We start from the raw sequence: 22,302 nt of genomic DNA, 5'->3' as shown, positions 1-22,302 counted from the left end.
CGGTATTAATTTAATGAATTTTTTTGCCAATTCAAAATTTCATCAATTGTTCCCACAGAAATTGAGTGATAATTCGCTCGTGCTGATGCATAAATATCTCGGGCCACAACTAATCCTTCTTCAGATTTCACAAGTTCCTCATAAATTGGCTCTAAAAATTTTCTTCTTCCAACTTCTGTTAAAAAAAGACGCATGGACTCATTAATATAAGTATAATTATGTTCTATCGATTTAACATACCAAACAGCCATTACTTCGGCGTTGCCGCAATTCGTAAAATTATAAACACTGTCTAACATTGCAAATTCTTCTGGCGTTGCAGTTTCGGGAATATTTCGTATAAAATGAATCCACTCGTGCGTTGTAAATTTTTCCGGATCTATTCCTAATTCTTCAACACTTTTCATTCCTTTTATTTTCGAAGATTTAAGTTCAACTTCATCAAAACGCGAGGATTCTATTTTTATGGCATTGTTCGGAATTCCTTTTTCATATACCCATTCGTCTACATTAAAATTAACCTCATTAGGAACAAGCAGTTCTTCTTCCAAGTAAATTATAAAATCTTCCGTAGTTATTGTTTGAAAAGCATGTTCATTAAAATACTGATCAACAAAGACATCAAATTTTTCTCTGCCAACAGCTGCTTCAATTGTTTTTAGAAAAAGCGCTCCTTTGACATAAGCAATAGCAGTCATACCATCGTCTGGATCTCTGCCTGCCAGATCTAATTTTAATTTTGAATCCTCAGGATGTTCACCATTTAATATTTCTTCATTTTCCTTGATTAAATCATCGTACTCAATTGAGAAAAGCATATTTGCATAATCAATGCCATATATTTTTTCCATAATTCTATTTTCAAAGTACACCGTGAAACCTTCATTCAACCAAAAGTCATCCCACGTTGCATTCGTCACTAAATTCCCCGACCAGGAATGAGCTAATTCATGAGCAATTAGTGAAACTAGGGATCGGTCGCCTGCAATAATTGTTGGGGTTGCAAAAGTAAGTTTCGGATTCTCCATCCCACCATAAGGAAAGGAAGGTGGAAGGACAATCATATCATATCTTCCCCAACGGTATGCACCATACAATTCTTCTGCTGCAAGAATCATTTCTTCAACTTGTTCAAATTCATACGCACTTGCACTCAACATTTCACGTTCGGCATAAACACCAGTACGATCGCTTAATCCTTGAAAATGAATATCTCCAACAGCAAGGGCAATCAAGTATGTCGGTATTCTTTTATCCATTTCGAAATGATAATTTCCCGCCTTATGTTTTGAAGTCACGTTTGTTGCACTCATGACAGCCATCAAGTGAGGTGGTACTTTTAAATCTGCACTATACGATATTCTATTTCCAGGGGTATCCTGACAAGGAATCCAAGTTCGCGTTAATATCGCTTGACCTTGCGTAAATAAATAAGGGAATTTTTTTCCTGCTGTTTGTTGAGGGGTTAACCATTGTAAAGCTTTTGAATTTGGAGATGTTTCATAATGAATAGTCACAATTTTAGTCTCGGGAAGTACAGGTATATGCATCGCTTGTCCCATAATTGAATCGAAATTTCCCAATTCCCAATCTACTTTGATAGAATCATCTAGAAAAACACTATCAATTTTTAAATCATGAATATCAACGATAAAATTCCGACTCTCATTTAAATGTTCTATCGAATGTTCAACTTTCCCTTTGATTATTTGTTTTTCAAAATCAATCGCAATATTTAAGTGTAAATGTTGGGTTCGAACTTCAGTTGGATTCGCGTAAGAATGCGCATCAACAACTTCTACTTCTTCAGTTTGCTCGTGATTCGTTATCGTTCGTTCTTCTTCATGTCTATCATCCTTGCAACTTGCAAACAAGAATAAAATGACAACGGGTAAAAAATGCTTCATAGGTCAACTTGAAATTACTTGCGGCAAAGATAATAGATTTAAAAGCAAATGGCGCGAAATAGAGACTATCTGTCTAAAAATTGTGTTAAAGTTTAATTTTTAGCACATTAGTTAAAAACAAACAATTAAAATGATGAACGGTAGTTATTTTTAAGTTAATTTAATTAATTTCACGGGCTTAACAGAATCGTAATTTTATGAGTCAAACACTAGAACAGCAGAAAACCTATTTAGGACATCCTATCGGGTTATTTATATTGTTTTTTACTGAAATGTGGGAACGATTTAGTTATTACGGAATGAGAGGATTATTAACAATTTATATTGCTAGATCAGCAACCTCCGTTGTTAATGAAGGACCAGGATTAGGTTGGACTGGCGGCGATGCTTTATGGATCTACGGCTGGTACACAATGCTAGTTTATGTAATGGCGATCCCCGGTGGAATAATCGCAGATAAATGGCTCGGTCAAAAAAAGACTGTAATGTTAGGAGGACTTCTGCTTTGTCTAGGACATGGAACTTTAGCTATTCCTTCTGAATCAGCATTTTTCTCTGGTCTATTATTAATTATCCTAGGTGTTGGTTGTTTAAAGCCAAACATTTCAACAATGGTTGGTGGGTTATATAAACAAGGTGACCCTAGAAGAGACAAAGGATTTACAATTTTTTATATTGGTATAAATATAGGTGCATTTCTAGCTTCTATTTCAGTTGGATTGGTTGCATATTATTACGGTTGGCATGCTGGTTTTGGATTAGCAGGTATAGGCATGTTAATTGGACAAATTGTTTATATGGCGGGGCAGAAACACCTGAAACATGTCGGGAACTTCATTGGAAAATCAGAAGATCCAAAGGTAATCGAGGCTGCTAAAAAACCGTTATCAAAGATAGAGAAAGACCGAATTGTTGTTTTGGTACTTTCATTTCTAATTATCATTGTTTTCTGGTCTGCTTTTGAACAAGCTGGTGGATTGATGAATTTGTACACAGATGTTAAAGTGGATAGAACAATAGGTTCATGGGAGATTCCTGCAGCTGTTTTTCAAAGCCTAAATGCTGGTTATATTATCATTTTCGGAATGATTGTAGCAGGATTTTGGTCTTGGTGGAAATTAAAAGGAAAAGAGTCTTCTTCCCTATTTAAAATGGCAATCGGAACAATAATAATGGGACTAGGGTTCGTTTTTATGATGTTCGCTTCCAAAGAAGCGTCTTCTGAAACTTTCGGTAAGGCTGCGATGATTTGGATAATTCTTGCCTACTTATTTCATACTATTGGTGAACTATGTGCTTCACCAGTATCGTTATCATTTATAACAAAACTAGCACCTTTAAAATACGCCTCAATTATGATGGGGGTCTATTTTGCGGCAACGGGATTCGGAAATAAACTTGCTGGTTCAATCGGTGAGGCATCCCAACTTGAAAGTCATAAAGGTGAGCTTGTCGGAACAGTTGAAGAGATGAATACTTTAACAGAGAAAAACACCTATGAGTATGTGATAGATGGTAATAAAAAGAAGATAATCGATTACCCAATAAATGAAGATAAAAATATACAAATAAAATCGCGTGTTTTCATAGCAGAAACTGGTCAAATAAAATTTGAAAAATATGATAACCAAACTGATATATCTCATATAATAAATCTATCAGAAGATTCAAAGAAAAATTTACGAGATGAACTGAAAGAGTTTGATGCAACATCTAAAAACCCAATGCACACGAAATTATTGTTTGAAAAAGACGAAGAGGCTGTAAAAATTGAAGCAAATAAGGGCGATGGTAAAAATTATAGCCTGAATTTTGTAATGGAAGAAACACAGAATAAACAGGAATATAATATATTCATGTGGATCGTGATTTATACAGTTGTGTTTGGCTTATTGCTAATACTATTCTTGAAAAAATTAAAAAAATTAACCCATGGTGCAGAAGAAAAAAGTAGTGATTTAGCAGACGAACCTGCTGAGGGATTTGAACTAGCTGATGCACAACAATAAAAAATCAATAAACAGAAAAACCAAAATATGCAAGGAACAGAAGATCAAACAAAGAGCTTTTTTGATTCAAAAGTATTAGGACATCCGGCAGGATTGTTTGTTTTATTCTTTACTGAAATGTGGGAAAGATTCTCGTTTTATGGAATGAGAGTTTTGTTAGTTAACTTTTTAACTATGGCTGTTATCGGCTATAATCCTGGTTGGGAATGGTCGACAGAAAATGCAACAGCTCTTTTTGGAACTTACGCAGGACTATTGTATTTAACTCCAATTCTTGGAGGAATCATAGCGGATAAAAAAATTGGCTATAGATGGGCAGTTGTAATCGGAGCGCTCATTATGACGCTGGGTCATGCATCAATGGCTCTCGAAACTGAAGCATCTCTCTATATAGGTTTGGCTCTTTTGGTCATAGGAACAGGGTTTTTCAAACCTAATATGACTTCTATTATTTCTGAAATGTACAAAGACCTTCCAGAGAAAAAAGATGGTGCCTACACAATTTTTTACATGGGGGTTAATGCAGGGGCTTTCTTTGGAATGATGCTTTGTGGATATCTCGCAGAACGTGTTGGTTGGAGCTGGGGATTTGGTCTCGCAGGAATATTCATGCTTTTAGGTACTTTGCAATTCTGGTTAGCAAAACCACTTTTCGGAAACATCGGCGGAGTTCCTAATGCAGAAGAAATTGCAGCAGCTGAGGCTGAGGAAGAAAAAAGAGCTATTGAAAAAGGAGATGCCGTTAGCAAAAGAAATCCTTTCACACAACTTGACAAAATTCTTATTGCTATCACTTCAGTAATTGGATTATTATATTTAATCAATGATCCTCTTTCTAAAATCGCAGGAATCGATTTATTTCCTTTTGAATTATTTGGACTTGGTGGAACCTATGTTGTTGTTTTGACTGGATTAGGATTATTCTTATGGCTCGTTATTTCAAGAATTTCGCGCTATGACATGGTTACCCGAGACAGAATGATTGCTTTTGTCATATTTGCTTTCTTTACTGTATTCTTTTGGTTATCATTTGAGCAGGGAGCATCTTCTCTTGTTTTATTCGCACGTGATTCTGTTCAACGTAACTTAATGGGTGACGGAGCGATTATTTATAACATCATTAATGCATTGTTAACCGTCGTACCTTTAGCAATTATAACTTGGGTACTTTTCTTATTATGGAGACGTACAATCAAAAAAATCCCCGGGTCAAACATCGTTTTAGTCGTTTGTTTTGCTGGTGTTTGGGCGGTAGTTGGATGGATGCTAAATAGAGACCTAACAACGGTTGCTTACAATGTAACTTATCAGAGTTATTTAAGCCCAAATATCGATGAAGAAACTGGTGAACAAACTGTTGACAAACAAGGAAACTTAGTATTCAACCATATCGCTATATCAGAACAAACTGAAGTTCCTGCAAATGCTGTTATTGTAAATGATACGGTTAAAATTGGAGAACCATTAGAATTAACAGAAGGGCAAAACATCAATATTATCCATAAAAATAACGAGAAAACTGAATTTGCTTTCTTAAATGATGAACGTCTAGCATTAGCAAGAACAAGAGGTGATGAGGCGAATCGAGACAATGGTGTAGTTGCTGCAACGGTAATCGAAAAACTTGACAATCAAGTTGAGATTCCAGTGAGTTGGTTCAGTATTTTGAATTCTTTCTTTATCATCGCATTTGCCTCCTTCTTTTCTAAATGGTGGGAATCTAAATACAATCCTTCAGCAACAGGTAAATATGCTCTGGGCTTAATTATAATGGCTATTGGATTTGGTTTACTTGCATTTGGATCTTATGGTATTGAAGAAGGTGTAAAAGTAAGTCTTGTTTGGCTTGTCCTTGCCTACCTATTCCACACTCTCGGAGAGCTTTGTTTATCACCTGTTGGACTTTCATATGTAAGTAAACTTGTGCCAGCAAGAATGATTGCTTTCATGTTTGGAATGTGGTATCTCGCAATTGCCATAGGAAACAAACTCGCAGCAGTACTTGGAGGTCAGATTGAAGTAATCACAAAAGAATATTCCTTATCGGTATTCTTTTTAATCTTTACTATAGTACCTGCGGTAGCTGGAATTATAATCTGGATATTAACACCAATAATCAAAAAATTAATGCACGGAGTTAAGTAATACGTGTAAAAATGAAATAGAAAACTCGGAATCATTTGTGGTTCCGAGTTTTTTTTTGGAAAAATGAATCCACGCTATAAAATCAAGTATGACTAACAAAAAAAACCTCACTGGAATAGCAAGGTTTTTTACGAATTCAAAAAAATTAAAATCTACAAAAAGCGTTCCTTGTCAATATCTAACCAAGAAAGAATAGAATTGCAAAAAATGTTCTCCACTTCACCTTGAGATAAATCTGATTCTTCAATGAATTTACCTATTTCTAAATCCCCTAAAGGAAATGGGTAATCAGTGCCTAAACATACTTTTTCGGACCCTTGAACTTTTAAAATATACTTTAATAAATCGATATCATGAGTAATACAATCAGTCCAAAATTTACCTAAATACTCTCGTGGATTTCTTTTATTATCAATTGCCACTAAATCCGGTCTACAATTAAAACCATGCTCTATTCTTCCAATTGTTGGTATAAATGAACCTCCAGCATGTGATAGAAGCACTCTCAAATTAGGCAATCGTTCCAATACACCTCCAAAAATCAAAGAGGCCATTGCTCGAGATGTTTCTGCCGGCATTCCAACTAACCAAGGCAGCCAATACTTTTCCATACTATGAAAGCCCATCATTTCCCAAGGATGGATCATAATTGAAATACCCAAATTTTGACAAGCCTCAAAAATTGGAAAAAACATCGGATCACTTAAATTCTTATCGTTAATGTTTGACCCGATTTGAATGCCATCAATTTTTAGTTCATTTTTCAATCGATGGAGCTCTTGAATGGCTAAATCCGGATCTTGCATAGGAATCGTACCTAAACCAATATAATTCTTAGGATATTTTGCTTGTAAATTTGCTATATGATCATTTAGAAATTCACTTAATTCCAATGTATCCTTACCTTTAGCCCAATATGAAAACATAACTGGAACTGTGCATACGACCTGTACTTGAGTATTATACTTCTCATACTCTTTAATTCTTACATCGGCATCCCAACAATTCTCCTCAATTGTTCTAAAATAGTCATTGCCTTTCATCATATCGGCCAAACCAGGTTTTTGCTGTTTTAACCAGATAAAATCACCATAACCAAATTTCTCTGTCCAATTCGGCATTTCAGGTGGTAAAATATGGGAGTGCATGTCTATTTTTAGCATAAGTCGTTTTCGTGAAAGTTTAAGTATTCTCCAAATATAAAATTTTACTTCCGTCTCAACTTAATAAACTTCTTCATTTTTTCATTTTCTATAACAACCGACAAGTTATAATGAACTATTTTCCATTCTCCGTTTATTTTTTTTAAGACTCCGCTTCCTCTACATTCTTCCATCCAGGTATCCAACGACTCCTCAAACCATGCTATTGAATGATCATCGGAAAAATACCAATTGCGCCAATTTTTAGTGAAAAGCCAAGTTGATTTTTCATCAAAATAAGGTTTTGCGAATGCCATAAACTCTTTTTTTGTCCACCTTTCGCTTGGATCTGTTCCCAAAAAGATAAAACCCTCGCTCATAAAGTCAAAATATGCATCAAAATCAAAAATGCCAACATCATGATGCCATTGATCCATAAGCCTATCTAACGCCACCGACGATGGAGCTATACTGATATCGTCATCATAATAAGAGCTATAAACTGCATCTATTTTTAATACTTTATTTTTATACGTCCAACAAATATGATCTACTCCGCTTTTGTAATAACTCCCGTCCAAGTAAAACTGAAAATAAACATCTACGGCATAAAAACCCTTCGCACCTTCTTTCGCTTCAATTCGAACGATCTCTTCTGCATATATTCCGCTTTTAAATTTTTCGCAAATCAACAAAAAATTGGAAGATGAAAAAGATAACATACCATTGATACTGGTGTGATTCACCGTAGCGTGGTCGTGCAGAAATGGTCTTACGTCTATGGAATCTCCTTTATTTAAAGCGGCATAGAATTCGATAGTTTTTTCAACTATATCCAGTTGCGAATACAAATTACTTACAGGAATAAATAAAATCCACAGAATTATTCGTTTCATACCATTTATATTTAATTAATACCAATTATCAAACAAATCTACCACAATTACAAAACATCGTTATTTTTGTAATTGATTAAATCAAAAAATATGAAATTAAAATCATGGTTATTAAGTGGTGTCGTGCTTACAACGGCTTCAGTTTATGCACAAGACCGCCAAAAAATTGAGTACGAAGAATACGACTTAGATAATGGGATTCATGTTATCCTACATGAAGATCATTCAACACCAATAGTTGCTGTAACTATGATGTATAAAGTTGGTTCTAAAAACGAAAAAGTTGGACGAACTGGTTTCGCTCACTTCTTTGAACATTTAATGTTTGAAGGTACTGAAAATATTGAACGGCACGAATATGATAAATATGTTGAACGTGCTGGTGGTACATTAAACGCTAACACTTCACAAGACCGGACCTTTTATTATGAACTTTTACCTTCTAATCAACTAGAATTAGGACTTTGGCTTGAGTCTGAAAGATTGCTTCATGCTAAAGTAGAAAACATTGGTATTGAGACACAACGTGAGGTTGTAAAGGAAGAAAAAAGGCAAAGAATGGACAACCAGCCATATGGTTCATTTATGTATGAAATTTTTCGCCGTGCTTTTAAAGAGCACCCATACAGATGGGTACCTATAGGCAGTATGGAAGATCTTGATGCCGCACAGGAAGAAGATTACGTTAATTTCTACAGAACTTTTTATGTTCCGCATAATGTTACCTTATCTATTGCTGGTGATATCGACATCAAACAAGCTAAGAAATGGATACAAGCTTATTTTGGCTCTATTCCTAATGGAGATAAGCTGGATGTTTACCGTGATAAAGAATTTTTGTCTTATGAGAAATTTGCCAAAAAGTATGAAGACCAAGTAGGAGAACAAGCTTCTTCTAGTAAATTCGCTCAAGATTTTAATAGCGAAATGTCAACTGAAGCATTTTTGAAAAAATACTTCCCTTCTCTTAGCACAAAACCTCATGCTATTCCTAGACCTTCTATTAAAGAGGGATTATTAGAAAAAGAAATCAGAGACACAATTTATGATAACATACAATTACCAGCAGTAGCTATGGCTTATCGAACGCCGGAATTAAATCATGAAGATCACTACGCTGTAGATATGTTAACCATGTTGCTTTCACAAGGAAACAGTTCTCGCTTAACAAAGAACATTGTGGAAAAACAACAAAAAGCATTAATGGCCATCTCTTTCCCTTTTCCTTTAGAGGATCCAGGAATCGCAATTAATTTAGCCATAGCGAACATGGGAGTAGATCCAGCTGAAGTTGAAAAAGCAATTAATGAAGAGGTAGCTGACATTCAAAAAAACCTAATCTCTGATCAAGAAATGGAAAAACTCAAAAACATGATTGAAAGTGATTTTATTTCGTCTAACTCAACCATGGCGGGAATTGCAGAAACGTTAGCTGATTATTATGTGTATCAAAACGATACCGAGCTTATTAACACTGAAATTAAGCGTTATTTAGCCGTGACGAAAGAAGACATCCAACGAGTGGCTCGTAAGTACTTTACCGAAGAAAATAGAGTTGTTCTTTATTACTTACCAAAAGCAGAATAATCAGATTTCCAATTAATTAAAGGAAAAACAAAAAGTATTACAATGAAAAAATTTATTTTAATTATAGCTGTTATTGGATTAACATTTGGTTCGTTCGCGCAAATAGACAGATCCAAAGCACCAAATCCGCAGCCAAATCCAAAAATTGAAATTAACATTCCTGATCCGATGAAATTTGAAAACGGATTAGAGGTAATAATGGTTGAAAACCACAAATTACCAGTTGTTTCATTCCAATTATTCATCGATTATCCAAATGCATTAGAAAACGATAAAGCTGGCGTTAGTTCCATTTTTGGTGAACTTTTAGGGTCGGGAACAACGAATACACCGAAGGATAAATTTGACGAAGCCATTGACTATATGGGTGCATCGTTCTATCCAAATAGTAGAGGGTTTTATGCTTCATCGCTTAAAAAACATACACCTAAATTGCTCAATTTGCTCAATGAAGTTATCACGCAACCTGCTTTTACTCAAGAAGAATTTGATCGAATTATCGAACAAAATTTATCTAATCTTGCAGCCTTGCCTTCTGATGCGAATTCAATGTTAAGTAATGTAAAAGATGTTGTTAGTTATGGTGAAAGCCACCCTTATGGTGAAATTATTACGGAAGCCACATTAAAAAATATCAAGCTTGAAGATGTTAAGAATTATTATAAAAAGTACTTCACACCGAACAAGGCTTATCTAGTCGTAGTAGGTGATGTTTCTGCTGATGACGTAAAAAACTATGTTGAAAAATATTTTGGTTCATGGCAACCAGGAGAAAATATCGAAAAGAGCGATTTTGAGGTTCCCACAACAACTGGAAAACAAGTCTATTTTGTTGATAAACCTGGAGCAGTACAGAGTGTAATAAGTGTTGGTCATACTGTGGATTTGACACCTGGTCATGAAGATGAAATCAAATTAAAAATGATGAATCAAATACTCGGAGGAGGAAGCTTTTCTGCTCGTTTGATGTCTAACCTTCGTGAGGATAAAGCCTATACATATGGGTGCTATTCGAACTTATCTAGTGATCAATTAGTTGGTTCATTTTCAGCCGGTGGTAGCTTCAGAAACGAAGTGACTGATAGTGCAATTGTTCAAATTTTAGCTGAAATTGACCGAATGACGAAAGAACCAGTTTCTGAAACCGAATTAGATTTAGTGAAAAAATCAATGACTGGTGCGTTCGCCCGATCATTAGAAAATCCACAAACTATTGCGCGATTTGCTTTAAACACAATTCGTTATAATCTGCCTAAAACTTATTACGCTGACTACCTTCAAAAACTAGAGAAAATTACGGCTAGTGACATTCTAATGGTGGCTGACAAGTACATCTCATCAAATAATATCAATATTATAGTTGTTGGAAATGAAGAAATCGCTGAAAATTTGAATGTATTTGATAACGATGGTAATGTTGATTTTAAAGATTATTACGGAAATAAGGTTGATCGCTTAAAAACAGTACCTGAAGGAATAACATTGGAAACAATCATCAATGATTATGCAATGAAGAAAATGATGGTTTCAACAAAAGATGAATTGGCAAGTAAAATAAAATCAATTCAACAAATAGAAACTTTTTCCAAAGCAAGAATTGAAGCAGCAATGGCAGACATTTATGTTTATGAAGCTGAAGGGTTCCCGAATAAAACTGCCAATTATACACTAATAAAAAGTGTTCAAGGGTATAGTCCTGTAGGATCTGAATGGTTCAATGGTGAGGAAGGAGAAGCCGTTCAAGCTGGGAATAAAACTATCTATGAAGGAGAGGAACTAGAAAAGAAAAAAGCTTCTAAGTTTCCTATTGGACAATTAAAGTACCTCGAAGAAAATTCGACTAATGCCGTTCTTCAAGGTATAAAAACAATCGATGGCGTTGACTATTACAAGGTAAAAGTGACGGTAGAAAACAAGGAAGATGTAAGTTTTGAATACTATTCTGTAGAAGACAAGGTATTGGTAAGAACGGAAAGAATAGTCGTGGACGAGGAAGGAAATGAGCAAACTATGCAATTTGTTTTCAGCGATTATCAGGAGATAGGAGGATTATACGTTCCTAAAAACATGGAAATGAATGCACAGGGACAAGTTTTCAATTTTGTAACACAAAGTGTTAAAACGAATAAAAAAGCGAAAGCTAAAGCCTTTTCAGGTAATTTTAAAGTTGCCGAAAAAGCACTAAAAGCGCTTTAATTCATAACCTTTTGTTGATATCTAATTTAAATTACGCCTTTTACCCCTTTATGTTATGGGGAAAAAGGCGTAATTTTGTTTTTTGTGACCAACATGAAAACGCCTTTTTGGATATTGACATTTTTTTTGTCGCAGTTTTGCTGTGCGCAAACTGTTTTTCTAGAAACCTTTGATGAAGGCGATAATTCAGTAACTGGCACAGACAATACGGCCGGGGCTGTCAATTGGACTACTTTCTGTCCGGGATGCGTAGGACCAGGTGATTATTTTAAAGTTTTAGGAAATGAACTTGTCGCATTAGATACAAATGTTCCTGCCGCTATCTTCACTACCGACCCCATAGACATAACTTCTTGTACACTTGGCTTACTGGTATCGTTTGATTTAAGTACAGTTGGAGATTTAGAAACTTGTGCAGATTGCCCAATTCCAGGAACTGATTGCGTAGATTGGGTAAAATTAGAATACAATATTGATGGATTAGGTTGGACAGAGGTAATGGGCGAAAGTTGTGCAGCAGGATATACAGTTGCTCCCGGTGAAATGATTAAAATTGGGGAGTTGTTATCGGACAGTTCTGTTACTACACCATGCCTTGATATAGGGTCGACATTAGAACTACGTTTCACAGTAGTGAGTTCATTGGGTGATGAATACTGGTACTTCGATAATATTATGGTCGAATGTTCGAGCTGCCTTTTACCGATTGAAATATCAAGCTTTCAAATTTTCAAAGACAACAATCATCAGAATAAAATAGAATGGATTTCTGAAGTGGAAAGAAATCTTGACTATTTCGAACTTCAACACTCCTCTGATGGAGTCAACTTCATTAACTTAACAAAAATTAATGCTGCAGGTAATTCGACAACGCCAATTCATTACAGTTATACTGACCAGCGTAGTTTTACAGGACCAATTAGCTATTACCGGTTAAAAACGACTGATTTTGAAGGCAATTTCACATTCTCAACAATTAAGTCCATAAAAAACAAAAAAAATTGCGTACTGAATTATGCCAATGGATATTTGTATTACAACTTGCCCGATCTAAATGAATATTTTGAATTACACGTTTATTCTCCAAATGGACAATTCATTTGCAAATACCCTGTAAAAGGCACTGGTGAGATAGTTTGGCCGTATCAAGGCTTTTTCATTCTTGAAGTCCCAAACTTAAATTACCAACAAAAAATAGCAAGTTATTAGCATACGTCTATTATAATTCCCCCGGAATACCAATACAGCATAAGAATCCTTCAAAAGACCTCTATTCAATCCTGAAATGTTCATAAATTAATGCTTGGAATCCTTTAGTCTGAAATTCCATTTCTTATCTTTGTATAGTAATGGAAGAGAATAAGCAATTTAAACAGCAAAACAAGCGTAGCCTTGTTACGGCGACTGCAGATGCAGTGAGTGAAGCGGGAAAATTACCTCCACAGGCTATTGACATTGAGGAAGCTGTTTTGGGAGCTATGCTGCTGGAAAAAAATGCGATCAATGATGCGATTGATATTTTACAACCTGAAAGTTTTTATAAACCCGCCCATCAAAAAATATTTGGTGCGATTTTAGAACTTTTTGCTGGCTCCGAAAGTATCGATATACTGAGTGTAACTGAACGACTTCGTAAAAAAGGCGAACTTCAGCTTGTAGGTGGACCAGGCTACATCGCACAATTGACAAATCGAATCGCTTCTGCCGCCCATATTGAATATCACGCTAGAATAATTTCGGAAAAATTTATTCTTCGTTCGCTTATTGAAGTATCTTCTGATGTTATTAAAAACTCTTACGATGAAACAAAAGACGTTTTTAATGTTCTTAACGAAGCCGAAGAAGGTTTGTTTAAAATTGCCGAAGGTAACCTCAAAAAGAGTTACGGAAAAGTAGGTGATTTAGTTGAAGAAGCAATTCAAGAAATAGAAAAAGCAAGTAAAAACCAGGATGGCGTAAGTGGTGTACCAACAGGTTTTACGGACTTGGACAGGTTAACTAGTGGTTGGCAGAAATCAGACATGATTGTGCTTGCAGCTCGTCCTGGAATGGGTAAAACGGCTTTCGTTTTATCAATGGCAAAAAATTCTGCCGTTCAGTTTGATAAAGCAGTTGCTATATTCTCGCTTGAGATGTCTAGTGTACAGCTCACGAAACGTTTAATGGCAATGGAAACTGGTATATCCTCAGAAAAGCTGAGGAAAGGTTTTACTAGTCAAGAAGATTGGGATCAATTACACGGTAGAATCAACGCTTTAGCTGAAGCGCCAATTTTTATTGATGACACCCCTGCCCTTTCAATTTTTGAACTCCGCGCTAAGTGCCGTAGATTAAAAATGCAGCACGATATTCAATTGGTTATAATTGACTACCTTCAACTAATGACCGCTGGAACAAAAGGTGGCAATCGTGAACAGGAAATCAGTACGATCTCGCGTTCCATTAAAGAAATCGCGAAAGAAATTAATGTTCCGATTATCGCTTTATCTCAGCTAAGCCGTTCGGTTGAAACAAGAGGTGGTGATAAAAGACCTATGCTTTCAGATTTACGTGAATCAGGTGCGATTGAGCAAGACGCAGATATGGTAGTTTTTATCTATCGACCTGAGTATTATGGCTTGGTGGAAGATGAAAACGGCATGCCAACTGACGGAATTGGCGAGATTATTGTTGCTAAACATAGAAATGGATCTTTAGACACCGTTCGGCTCCGTTTTATAAAACAACTTACCAAATTCGACAATCTCGATGCCTTTGACGAAATGGATTATAGCACGGGCTTTTCGCCGAATAAAGACTTTGAGAATAACTCGGATACCATTACCGTTGGAAGTAAAATGAATGATGATGATGACTTTTTAAGTAATTCAAATGATGAAGTTCCTTTTTAACATCCTTATATTTTGTTTAGTTCTCATTCCGAAACAAGCTGATGCGGCGGCAATACTTGTTCCTATGGATGAAACCCAAAAAGACCATTTAAAAGCTTATGGCGTTGCATATTGGTCTTTAGAAAATAATATGGTTATCGAATGGTTATTAAATTATCGCGGTGGTAGTTTCCTTTTTCCTCAAAATAAATTTATCGAAAGTGAATTGGTGATTAAAGGGGTCTCATATCAAGTTCTCGCTGATGCCCAAGTACTCAAAATTAAATCGGATATTGCGAATCCTGAGGTAAATATGGAAGTTGTTCAATTAGAAACTGCTCCGAAAATTGCTGTTTATACCCCACAAGGAAAACAGCCTTGGGATGACGCAGTGACATTGGTTTTGACTTATGCCGAAATTCCTTACGATGAAGTGTATGATTCGCTCGTAGTTAAAGGAGGTCTTCCTGAGTATGACTGGTTACATCTTCATCATGAGGACTTTACGGGACAATACGGTAAGTTTTACAGAACTTTTCATAATCATGCCTGGTACCAAGAACAAGTAAGGACAAATGAAGCAATGGCAAAAAAACTTGGTTTCAGTAAAGTTTCGCAACTCAAACTCAGTGTGGCACAAAACATTAGAAATTTTGTGGCTGGGGGCGGATTCCTGTTTACTATGTGCTCTGGAACAGATAGTTATGATATTGCTCTAAGTGCATTTAATACGGACATCTGTGAGCACATGTACGATCATGACCCTGCAAGTCCGAATTTTCAAAACGAAATAGATTATTCTCAAACGCTAGCTTTTCAGGATTATACCGTCGAAAAAGATCCGATGAAATATGAATACTCTAACATTGATGGTACTGAGGATCACCGATCTCTACCTCAGAATCAAGATAAATTTTATCTATTTGAATTTTCTGCTAAGTGGGATATTGTACCAACTATGTTGTGTCAAAATCATACCAATGAAATTGATGGATTTATGGGACAAACCACGGATTTTAGAAAAGAATTTATTAAACCTGATGTTCTTGTTTTGGGAGAGAATAAAGCACTAGGTACAGCACGCTATATTCATGGAGAATTTGGTGATGGAACTTGGTCCTTTTACGGCGGACACGATCCAGAAGATTATCGACACCTTGTAAATGACCCTCCAACTGATCTAAGCTTGCATCCGAACTCGCCTGGATATCGTCTAATTCTCAACAATATCTTATTTCCTGCCGCAAAAAAGAAAAAAAGAAAAACCTAGTATTTAGACAATCTTTAAATCATTCAAATTCAATTGAAATGATTTACAATTTCATTACCTCAAATTATTTGCATCTTAATTAAATTATTCTAATTTTGGTAGTCTAAAAACTTATCGAAAAATAAGAAGATTTTCATTTAAAGAAAGCTTATAATCGATTAAAAAACTGCACACTTGAAAGCTTTAAATCAGATCTCAAAACTATCAATTGCATTACTATTAACTTGTTTGTATAGTAATCAGGGAGAAGTTTTTGCTCAAAAATCAGCAAACCAATATAATAGCCTTGCAAAAAAGAAATGGTCTCAATTTGAGTATTCACAAGCGATAAAAAATTACAAAGAAGCTTTAAAGCTTGAGCCTAAAAATGAAAAGGCGCTGCAAGGACTGATCGATATTTACCTTTATCAATATGAGATTTTTGATTCGGCAGCAAAATACATTGACCTACGAATCCAGCATATGGGTGAAGATACAACTGAATTAATTTTCTTTGATTTGGCTAACTGTCTGCGATTCCAAGAAAAACACGAAGCAGCAATAGAACAATATGAATTTTTTAAAAAACGCTATTTACCAAAGAATAAATTCGCTTACCTGGAAGAAGAAATTGAAACTTCAATCCGTTATGCGAACAATGCGATAAAAAACAAAAAAATATTCAGTGAATATAGCGCCTATCGCGTTGAAAATATGGATTTTTTCATTAATTCTGTTGACTCGGAATACACCCCGGTATATATTGAAGAAGAGGGACTTTTATTATATAATGCGCGATATAAAGATTTTGAATCTGAAGAAGTCACATCTGACAATAAATACTATGAAAACATTTACTATTTTGATCTAGAAGAATCTGTTGCATCGAGTTATAATCCAGGAATTAAACAAGACCATCATCACGCTGTGGTAAGTAGAAAAAATGATGACAATTCAATTCTTGTTTTTTTCAAAAATAAAATTTGGTTAGGCTCACTTTCAGAAGAGCGTTTGAACAAGGTAACTGCCCTTCCTGCAGTATTCGACAAGTATTATTTTCAACCTCACGGAATTTTTTCAGGCGATGGTAAAACATTTATTTTTAGTGCGATGACAAAGCCGCAAATTGAAGGAGGTGATTTAGATATTTACATTAGTCATTTAAGTAACGACAGTACATGGTCTGAGCCTTCAAAAATAAGCCCAAATATAAACTCTTCTGAAGACGAAGATGCTCCTTTTTTATCCAATGATGGAAAAACGTTATACTTCTCCTCAAAAGGACATCAAAGCTCTGGAGGCTACGATTTTTATAAATCAGAACTTATCGACGGCAATTGGAGCAAGCCTGTAAACTTGGGTTACCCGATGAACTCGGCTGGAGATGACATCTATTTTCACCTCAATGAAAACGGTACCTCTGGATTCTTTTCTTCAAATAGAGCTGGTGGATTTGGAGGAATGGATATCTATTCCTTTACAGTTGATGAATAGCTATTCAAAAAGTAAATTTATTATTTAAAATTGATTAATCTACTTTGGGCCTGCATATTAGTATTAGTTTAATACTTATAACAGTCTAATTCGTTCTCAAAGAATTCAAGAATATGCTAATGAAATAGCTGTAACTCGTAGACACCTCAATTACATTCGTTGTTTTTCTCAATCCTGAATTCACTTCCGTAACTATGAACTTGTTTAAAACAAAACGAGTATTGAGAACTTAATTAGCAAAAGCGAATATAGATCATCGAACTAGTTTAGCGTTCAATACTGTAATTATTGAAGCGGTCCGCATTTTTAATTCCCGCCTCCAAAGATGTATTTATAGACATCATTACCATTTGCGTAAAGTAACAATCCTAACAATAAAATAATTCCAAACATTTGTGCATATTCCATAACTTTCTCATTTGGTTTACGCCCTGTAATCATTTCATACAATAAAAACATAATGTGACCTCCGTCTAAAGCAGGAATTGGTAAAAAATTCATAAACGCTAACATGATTGAAATAAATGCAGTCATACTCCAGAACACGTGCCAATCCCATGTTGGTGAAAAAAGACTTCCAAAAGTTCCAAAACCACCAAGACTACTTGCCCCTTTTTCAGTGAATACAAATTTCATCTGCGAAACATAATCGCTCAATTTACTGACTCCTAAATCTAACCCTCCAGGAATTGATTCGGCGAATGAATACGATTTATGGGTAATTTCAAACATTTTAGCGATCGGACGATTAGCCTGAACACCTATGGTACCTGACGAATCAGCTGTGACAGCTAAACTTTTTAGCTTACCAGCCCTGTAAAAATCAATCACTATTTCTTTATCCGCTTGTGGTTTAACAGCGGCAACAAACTCATCCCAAAACCGAATTGGTTGCCCATTAATTGCTACAACACTATCGCCATCTTCAAACCCGGCTTCACGGGCTGCATATCCCTCAATAACCGTATCCAATATTGCAGTAAATCTTGGAAAAATTCCCTGCATCGCACCTGATTTGAATGCCTTCATATCGATATCTTCAGGCAATAGAATAATTTCTTCTGCCCCGTTTCTTTCAACAGTAATCTCTCGCGCATCACGAAGTAGAATCTCTTTATTTACACCTAGTGCATCAGTTAAAGGCTTCCCATCAATCGCTAAAATATTATCTCCATCAACAAATCCAACTGCTTCATAAGTTTCATCAAAAGAATAACCATTGTACACATGTTCAGGCGATAAATAATCTTCTCCCCAAGTAAAAAGTACCATGATATAGATGACAATTCCTACTATCATATTGACAACTACCCCTCCTATCATTATTATTAGACGTTGCCATGCTGGTTTTGACCTAAATTCCCATGGTTGCGGTGGCTGCTTCATTTGCTCTTTATCCATGGACTCATCAATCATCCCTGAAATTTTCACATACCCCCCTAAAGGGATCCAACCAATACCCCAAGTTGTTTCACCGATTTTTTTCTTAAATAGCGAAAATTTATAATCAAAAAATAAATAAAATTTTTCTACACGGGTTTTAAACCATTTCGCGGGTAAATAATGCCCAAATTCGTGTAAAACAATAAGAATAGAAAGACTTAAAATTAATTGTCCTGCTTTGATTAAAATTTCCATTGAGGTTTTATTTAAGCCACCAAAGATACATTTTACTTTAGCGATTTAAAAACTTTTAACGAAAATTAAAATAGTGTGACTACACATATTCATTTGTCTCAAAATAACTGATCACAGCCTCTTTCATCAAATGCTCTTGTTCTCGATTTGAAATAGGGGGAATATTTTTTAATTTTTCGAAGTGTGGCCATCCTTCCTCATCATTTTCTATGAACTTATAAAAACCATAAGGCTCCAATATGGTGCATATCGCAATATGCATCAAATTCATTTTCTCATCTTTGGAAAAATTCTGATATCCCTTCCCTAACTCTTGAACTCCGATTAAAAGTACAATAGAATCAAGTTCTAATCCGTCTCCAAATTTATCTTCTAATTTTTTTACTAGCTTTTGAAACCGTAATTCCACATCGTAATCCATCGCTATAAACAGTTTTTTGTTCGAAACATTAATTCGTAAAATTTAATCAAGCAAAATTCTGAATTATTTTTGTCTTGTCATGAATTATTTAGACATTTTATTGATAATTCCTATCATTATAGGTGCATGGAGAGGCTTTAAGAAAGGGTTTGTAATTGAAGTGTTCACCTTACTTGCTCTGCTTGTTGGAATTTATGCTGGAATTCACTTCTCTGATTTTATGGCCGAAATTCTAAAAGAACATATCGGCATTGATTCCGAATATCTACCGGCAATTGCTTTCACCGTGACGTTTCTTATGGTTGGAGCAATGGTTTATTTTTCAGGAAAAATGATTGAAAAAGCGCTGAAACTGGTGGCGCTTGGTACTCTTAATAAATTTACAGGATTGGTATTTGGGGTAACGAAGATGATCTTCATTCTTAGTGCTGCACTAGTCATTTTAGAGTCTTACGACGAGAAAGGTCAGTTTATCCCCGTAGAATTTAAGACCGATTCGATTCTTTATCACCCAATTAAAAACACTTCTTTAACTGCTATTCCTGCATTGAGGTACAGTGATCTATTCGTCGACTTGGTTCAGGAGTAAAGGAATATTTGTTGTAATCAGAACATCACTACTCAAACTTAGACTCACAGGGCAAGTCTCCACAATCTGTTTAAAGATTTGTAAATCCTTTTTCCTAAACTTATTCTCTCCAAAGTCAAATGTCATTTTTAACTCCCCCACCCTACGGGGATTAGCCGTCATAATTTTCTTTAAATCACATTTAATCTCTTTCAGTGCTATTCCTTTCTTTTCGTAATGTATCCCTGCAATCGTTAAAATACATGAAACTACTGAAGATGCCAATAAATCTGTAGGGGAAAAAGAAGCGCCTTTACCGTTATTATCAACCGGTGCATCTGTATGGATTATTGTTTTTGATTTTGTGTGCAATGCTTCAACACGTAAACCTCCTTTATACGTAATCTTCATAATTTTAAAAGCTATATCAATGAATGTTTTCTCTTTTGTATGTTTCTAGCTTAGTTTTCACTAAATTTGTACTAGATGATTCAAAAGTATACATATATTTTGGTCTGCCTGCTATCTTTTTCCGCCTTTGGTCAAGAGCATGATAAAGATGAGGGTGGAACAGTGCTTAGAAAGGATTATTCTGTTGGAGTTAACTTTAATGCAAATTCAGGCTCAACAGGTTGGGGACTTGCCTTTGAATTTGGCATTCAAAAAAATTACAAATACCGTCATACATTTGGCTTTACCGCAACCAATATTCGACATCCTAAAGAATTTAAAATTTATAACGACGGAAGTAGCTCAAGAGGCTATTATTTTGGAAAACTTAATTCATTGGTCGCTTTTAGACCAACGTATGGAGGGAAAAGAATATTGTTTGAATCGAAAAGAGAAAATGGAATTGAAATCCTTTTTAAGTGGAAACTTGGGCCATCAATAGGATTAGTTAAACCTGTGTATTTTAAAATTTTTAAAGGCGGAACAACAACCTCAGACGAACGTTATAATCCGGCTATACACAATACAGAAAATATCGTATCCCGTTCGCCATGGACCACAGGTTTAGGTGAAGCAAAAATTAATCTTGGTGCCTTTTTTAAAACAGGTGTAGAATTTAATTTCGCAAAGGATAGTGACAAAATTAGTGGAGGGGAATTAGGACTTATGGTTGATTATTATCCACTCAAGGAGTTGGATTTATTGTACAATAACCCAGGAGTGAATCTCTTTACCTCAATTTATTTACAATTCAATATTGGGCAAAAGCTCTATTAAGTAGACATGGAAACAACTGTTCAAGAAAAAATCAGAATTAAAAAACCAAATTGGTTACGTGTAAAATTACCAACTGGTGAAAATTATAAAAAAGTTCGTTCATTGGTTGATGAACATAAATTACACACTATTTGTGAAAGCGGTAATTGCCCAAACATGGGAGAATGTTGGGGTGAAGGTACAGCGACCTTTATGATTCTTGGAAATATTTGTACACGATCATGTGGATTTTGTGCAGTTTCTACTGGTAAACCTTTAGAGGCGGATATTTTTGAGCCAGCTAAAGTTGCACAATCTGTTAAATTAATGGAAGTAAAACATGCCGTTATCACTTCTGTAGATCGCGATGACTTACCTGATGGAGGTTCAGAAATCTGGGCTGCAACTGTAAAATCAATCAGACGCAAAAGTCCCGGAACTACAATGGAAACCCTCATCCCTGATTTTGGTGGTAAATGGCAAAACTTACAAAACATCATAGATGTTGCTCCGGAAGTTGTTTCGCACAATTTAGAAACTGTAAGACGTCTAACCAAACAGGTTCGAATTCAAGCCAAATACGATCGAAGTCTTGAAGTTTTAATGCGTTTAAAACGTGCGGGAATGAAAACAAAATCTGGAATCATGCTCGGACTAGGTGAAACCGATGAAGAAGTTTACGAAACGATTGATGATTTAAGCAGCGTTGGATGTGACATCATTACGATGGGGCAATACTTGCAACCGACACCAAACCATTTACCAATTGCAGAATTTGTAACACCTCAGAAATTCGACGAATTTGGGGAATATGCCTTAAAAAAAGGTTTTAAATTCGTTGAAAGTGGTCCACTTGTACGGTCATCATACCATGCCGAAAAACACATCTTTTAAGAACACTTATTCAGACTGTTAGATCTGTATAAAATCATTCGAAATTTCTTAAATCCTCTTTTGAAAATTCAATCTATTTC

Annotated in this window: 17 protein-coding genes; 11 read left to right on the top strand and 6 right to left on the bottom strand. The window is 35.4% G+C overall.

What is annotated here, in order from left to right:
- Positions 1 to 5: 5 nt before the first annotated feature.
- Complete coding sequence (locus tag A8143_RS07810) at positions 6 to 1,907, bottom strand: M1 family metallopeptidase (RefSeq protein ID WP_066758054.1); 1,902 nt, start codon at positions 1,905 to 1,907, stop codon at positions 6 to 8.
- Between the two features lie 197 nt (positions 1,908 to 2,104).
- Here A8143_RS07810 and A8143_RS07805 point away from each other — a divergent pair, with 197 nt between their 5' ends.
- Together A8143_RS07805 and A8143_RS07800 are read left to right on the top strand one after the other, a co-directional pair.
- Entirely contained in the window at positions 2,105 to 3,916 is a 1,812-nt protein-coding gene (locus A8143_RS07805; RefSeq protein WP_066758051.1) for a peptide MFS transporter, read from the top strand.
- Between the two features lie 27 nt (positions 3,917 to 3,943).
- Positions 3,944 to 6,061: a peptide MFS transporter gene (locus A8143_RS07800; protein ID WP_066758048.1), complete on the top strand. Its 2,118-nt coding sequence runs from the start codon at positions 3,944 to 3,946 to the stop codon at positions 6,059 to 6,061.
- A gap of 152 nt (positions 6,062 to 6,213) precedes the next feature.
- Here A8143_RS07800 and A8143_RS07795 read toward each other — a convergent pair whose 3' ends face one another.
- Positions 6,214 to 7,224: an amidohydrolase family protein gene (locus A8143_RS07795; RefSeq protein ID WP_066758046.1), complete on the bottom strand. Its 1,011-nt coding sequence runs from the start codon at positions 7,222 to 7,224 to the stop codon at positions 6,214 to 6,216.
- A gap of 44 nt (positions 7,225 to 7,268) precedes the next feature.
- Entirely contained in the window at positions 7,269 to 8,099 is an 831-nt protein-coding gene (locus A8143_RS16590; protein ID WP_083261278.1) for a nuclear transport factor 2 family protein, read from the bottom strand.
- A 90-nt stretch (positions 8,100 to 8,189) separates the two neighbouring features.
- Between A8143_RS16590 and A8143_RS07785 the strand changes: the two genes are divergently transcribed.
- From A8143_RS07785 to A8143_RS07755, 6 genes are all read left to right on the top strand, one after another.
- Positions 8,190 to 9,686 carry a M16 family metallopeptidase gene (locus A8143_RS07785; protein ID WP_066758044.1) on the top strand — a complete coding sequence of 499 codons (1,497 nt, stop codon included), beginning with the start codon at positions 8,190 to 8,192 and terminating at the stop codon, positions 9,684 to 9,686.
- Between the two features lie 42 nt (positions 9,687 to 9,728).
- The gene (locus A8143_RS07775) at positions 9,729 to 11,882 is read left to right on the top strand and encodes an insulinase family protein (protein WP_083261277.1); all 2,154 of its coding nucleotides are present in this window, start codon (positions 9,729 to 9,731) and stop codon (positions 11,880 to 11,882) included.
- A 93-nt stretch (positions 11,883 to 11,975) separates the two neighbouring features.
- Positions 11,976 to 13,091, top strand: coding sequence for a hypothetical protein (locus A8143_RS07770; protein WP_066758035.1), 1,116 nt, complete (start codon positions 11,976 to 11,978; stop codon positions 13,089 to 13,091).
- A gap of 140 nt (positions 13,092 to 13,231) precedes the next feature.
- Positions 13,232 to 14,773 (top strand): replicative DNA helicase, encoded by a 1,542-nt coding sequence (gene dnaB, locus A8143_RS07765; protein WP_066758033.1) that lies wholly within the window; start codon positions 13,232 to 13,234, stop codon positions 14,771 to 14,773.
- The gene (locus tag A8143_RS07760) at positions 14,757 to 16,022 is read left to right on the top strand and encodes an asparagine synthetase B (protein WP_083261276.1); all 1,266 of its coding nucleotides are present in this window, start codon (positions 14,757 to 14,759) and stop codon (positions 16,020 to 16,022) included. The genes dnaB and A8143_RS07760 overlap by 17 nt, the downstream gene beginning before the upstream one ends.
- Positions 16,023 to 16,196: 174 nt before the next feature.
- A complete protein-coding gene (locus tag A8143_RS07755; RefSeq protein ID WP_066758028.1) occupies positions 16,197 to 17,495 on the top strand; it encodes a PD40 domain-containing protein in 1,299 nt (432 codons plus the stop codon).
- Positions 17,496 to 17,801: 306 nt separating this feature from the next.
- On the opposite strand, the gene rseP is transcribed toward A8143_RS07755, so the two are convergent.
- Both rseP and A8143_RS07745 read right to left on the bottom strand, forming a co-directional pair.
- On the bottom strand, positions 17,802 to 19,133 hold the full coding sequence (gene rseP / locus A8143_RS07750) for an RIP metalloprotease RseP (protein ID WP_066758025.1): 1,332 nt from the start codon (positions 19,131 to 19,133) through the stop codon (positions 17,802 to 17,804).
- Between the two features lie 79 nt (positions 19,134 to 19,212).
- Positions 19,213 to 19,554 carry a PHD finger domain-containing protein gene (locus tag A8143_RS07745; protein ID WP_066758022.1) on the bottom strand — a complete coding sequence of 114 codons (342 nt, stop codon included), beginning with the start codon at positions 19,552 to 19,554 and terminating at the stop codon, positions 19,213 to 19,215.
- A gap of 79 nt (positions 19,555 to 19,633) precedes the next feature.
- Here A8143_RS07745 and A8143_RS07740 point away from each other — a divergent pair, with 79 nt between their 5' ends.
- Positions 19,634 to 20,143: a CvpA family protein gene (locus A8143_RS07740; RefSeq protein ID WP_066758019.1), complete on the top strand. Its 510-nt coding sequence runs from the start codon at positions 19,634 to 19,636 to the stop codon at positions 20,141 to 20,143.
- On the opposite strand, the gene A8143_RS07735 is transcribed toward A8143_RS07740, so the two are convergent.
- Positions 20,117 to 20,533 carry an OsmC family protein gene (locus A8143_RS07735; RefSeq protein ID WP_066758017.1) on the bottom strand — a complete coding sequence of 139 codons (417 nt, stop codon included), beginning with the start codon at positions 20,531 to 20,533 and terminating at the stop codon, positions 20,117 to 20,119. The genes A8143_RS07740 and A8143_RS07735 overlap by 27 nt on opposite strands.
- 75 nt (positions 20,534 to 20,608) lie before the next feature.
- Here A8143_RS07735 and A8143_RS07730 point away from each other — a divergent pair, with 75 nt between their 5' ends.
- Both A8143_RS07730 and lipA read left to right on the top strand, forming a co-directional pair.
- Positions 20,609 to 21,349, top strand: coding sequence for a hypothetical protein (locus A8143_RS07730; RefSeq protein WP_066758014.1), 741 nt, complete (start codon positions 20,609 to 20,611; stop codon positions 21,347 to 21,349).
- A gap of 6 nt (positions 21,350 to 21,355) precedes the next feature.
- Entirely contained in the window at positions 21,356 to 22,222 is an 867-nt protein-coding gene (gene lipA, locus A8143_RS07725) for a lipoyl synthase (RefSeq protein WP_066758012.1), read from the top strand.
- Positions 22,223 to 22,302: the final 80 nt, after the last annotated feature.

Source organism: Crocinitomix algicola, from assembly GCF_001661595.2.
In the GTDB taxonomy this organism is placed as follows: domain Bacteria; phylum Bacteroidota; class Bacteroidia; order Flavobacteriales_D; family Crocinitomicaceae; genus Crocinitomix; species Crocinitomix algicola.
Note: the sequence above shows the minus strand (reverse complement) of the source record. Positions and strands in the feature narration are given on the sequence as shown.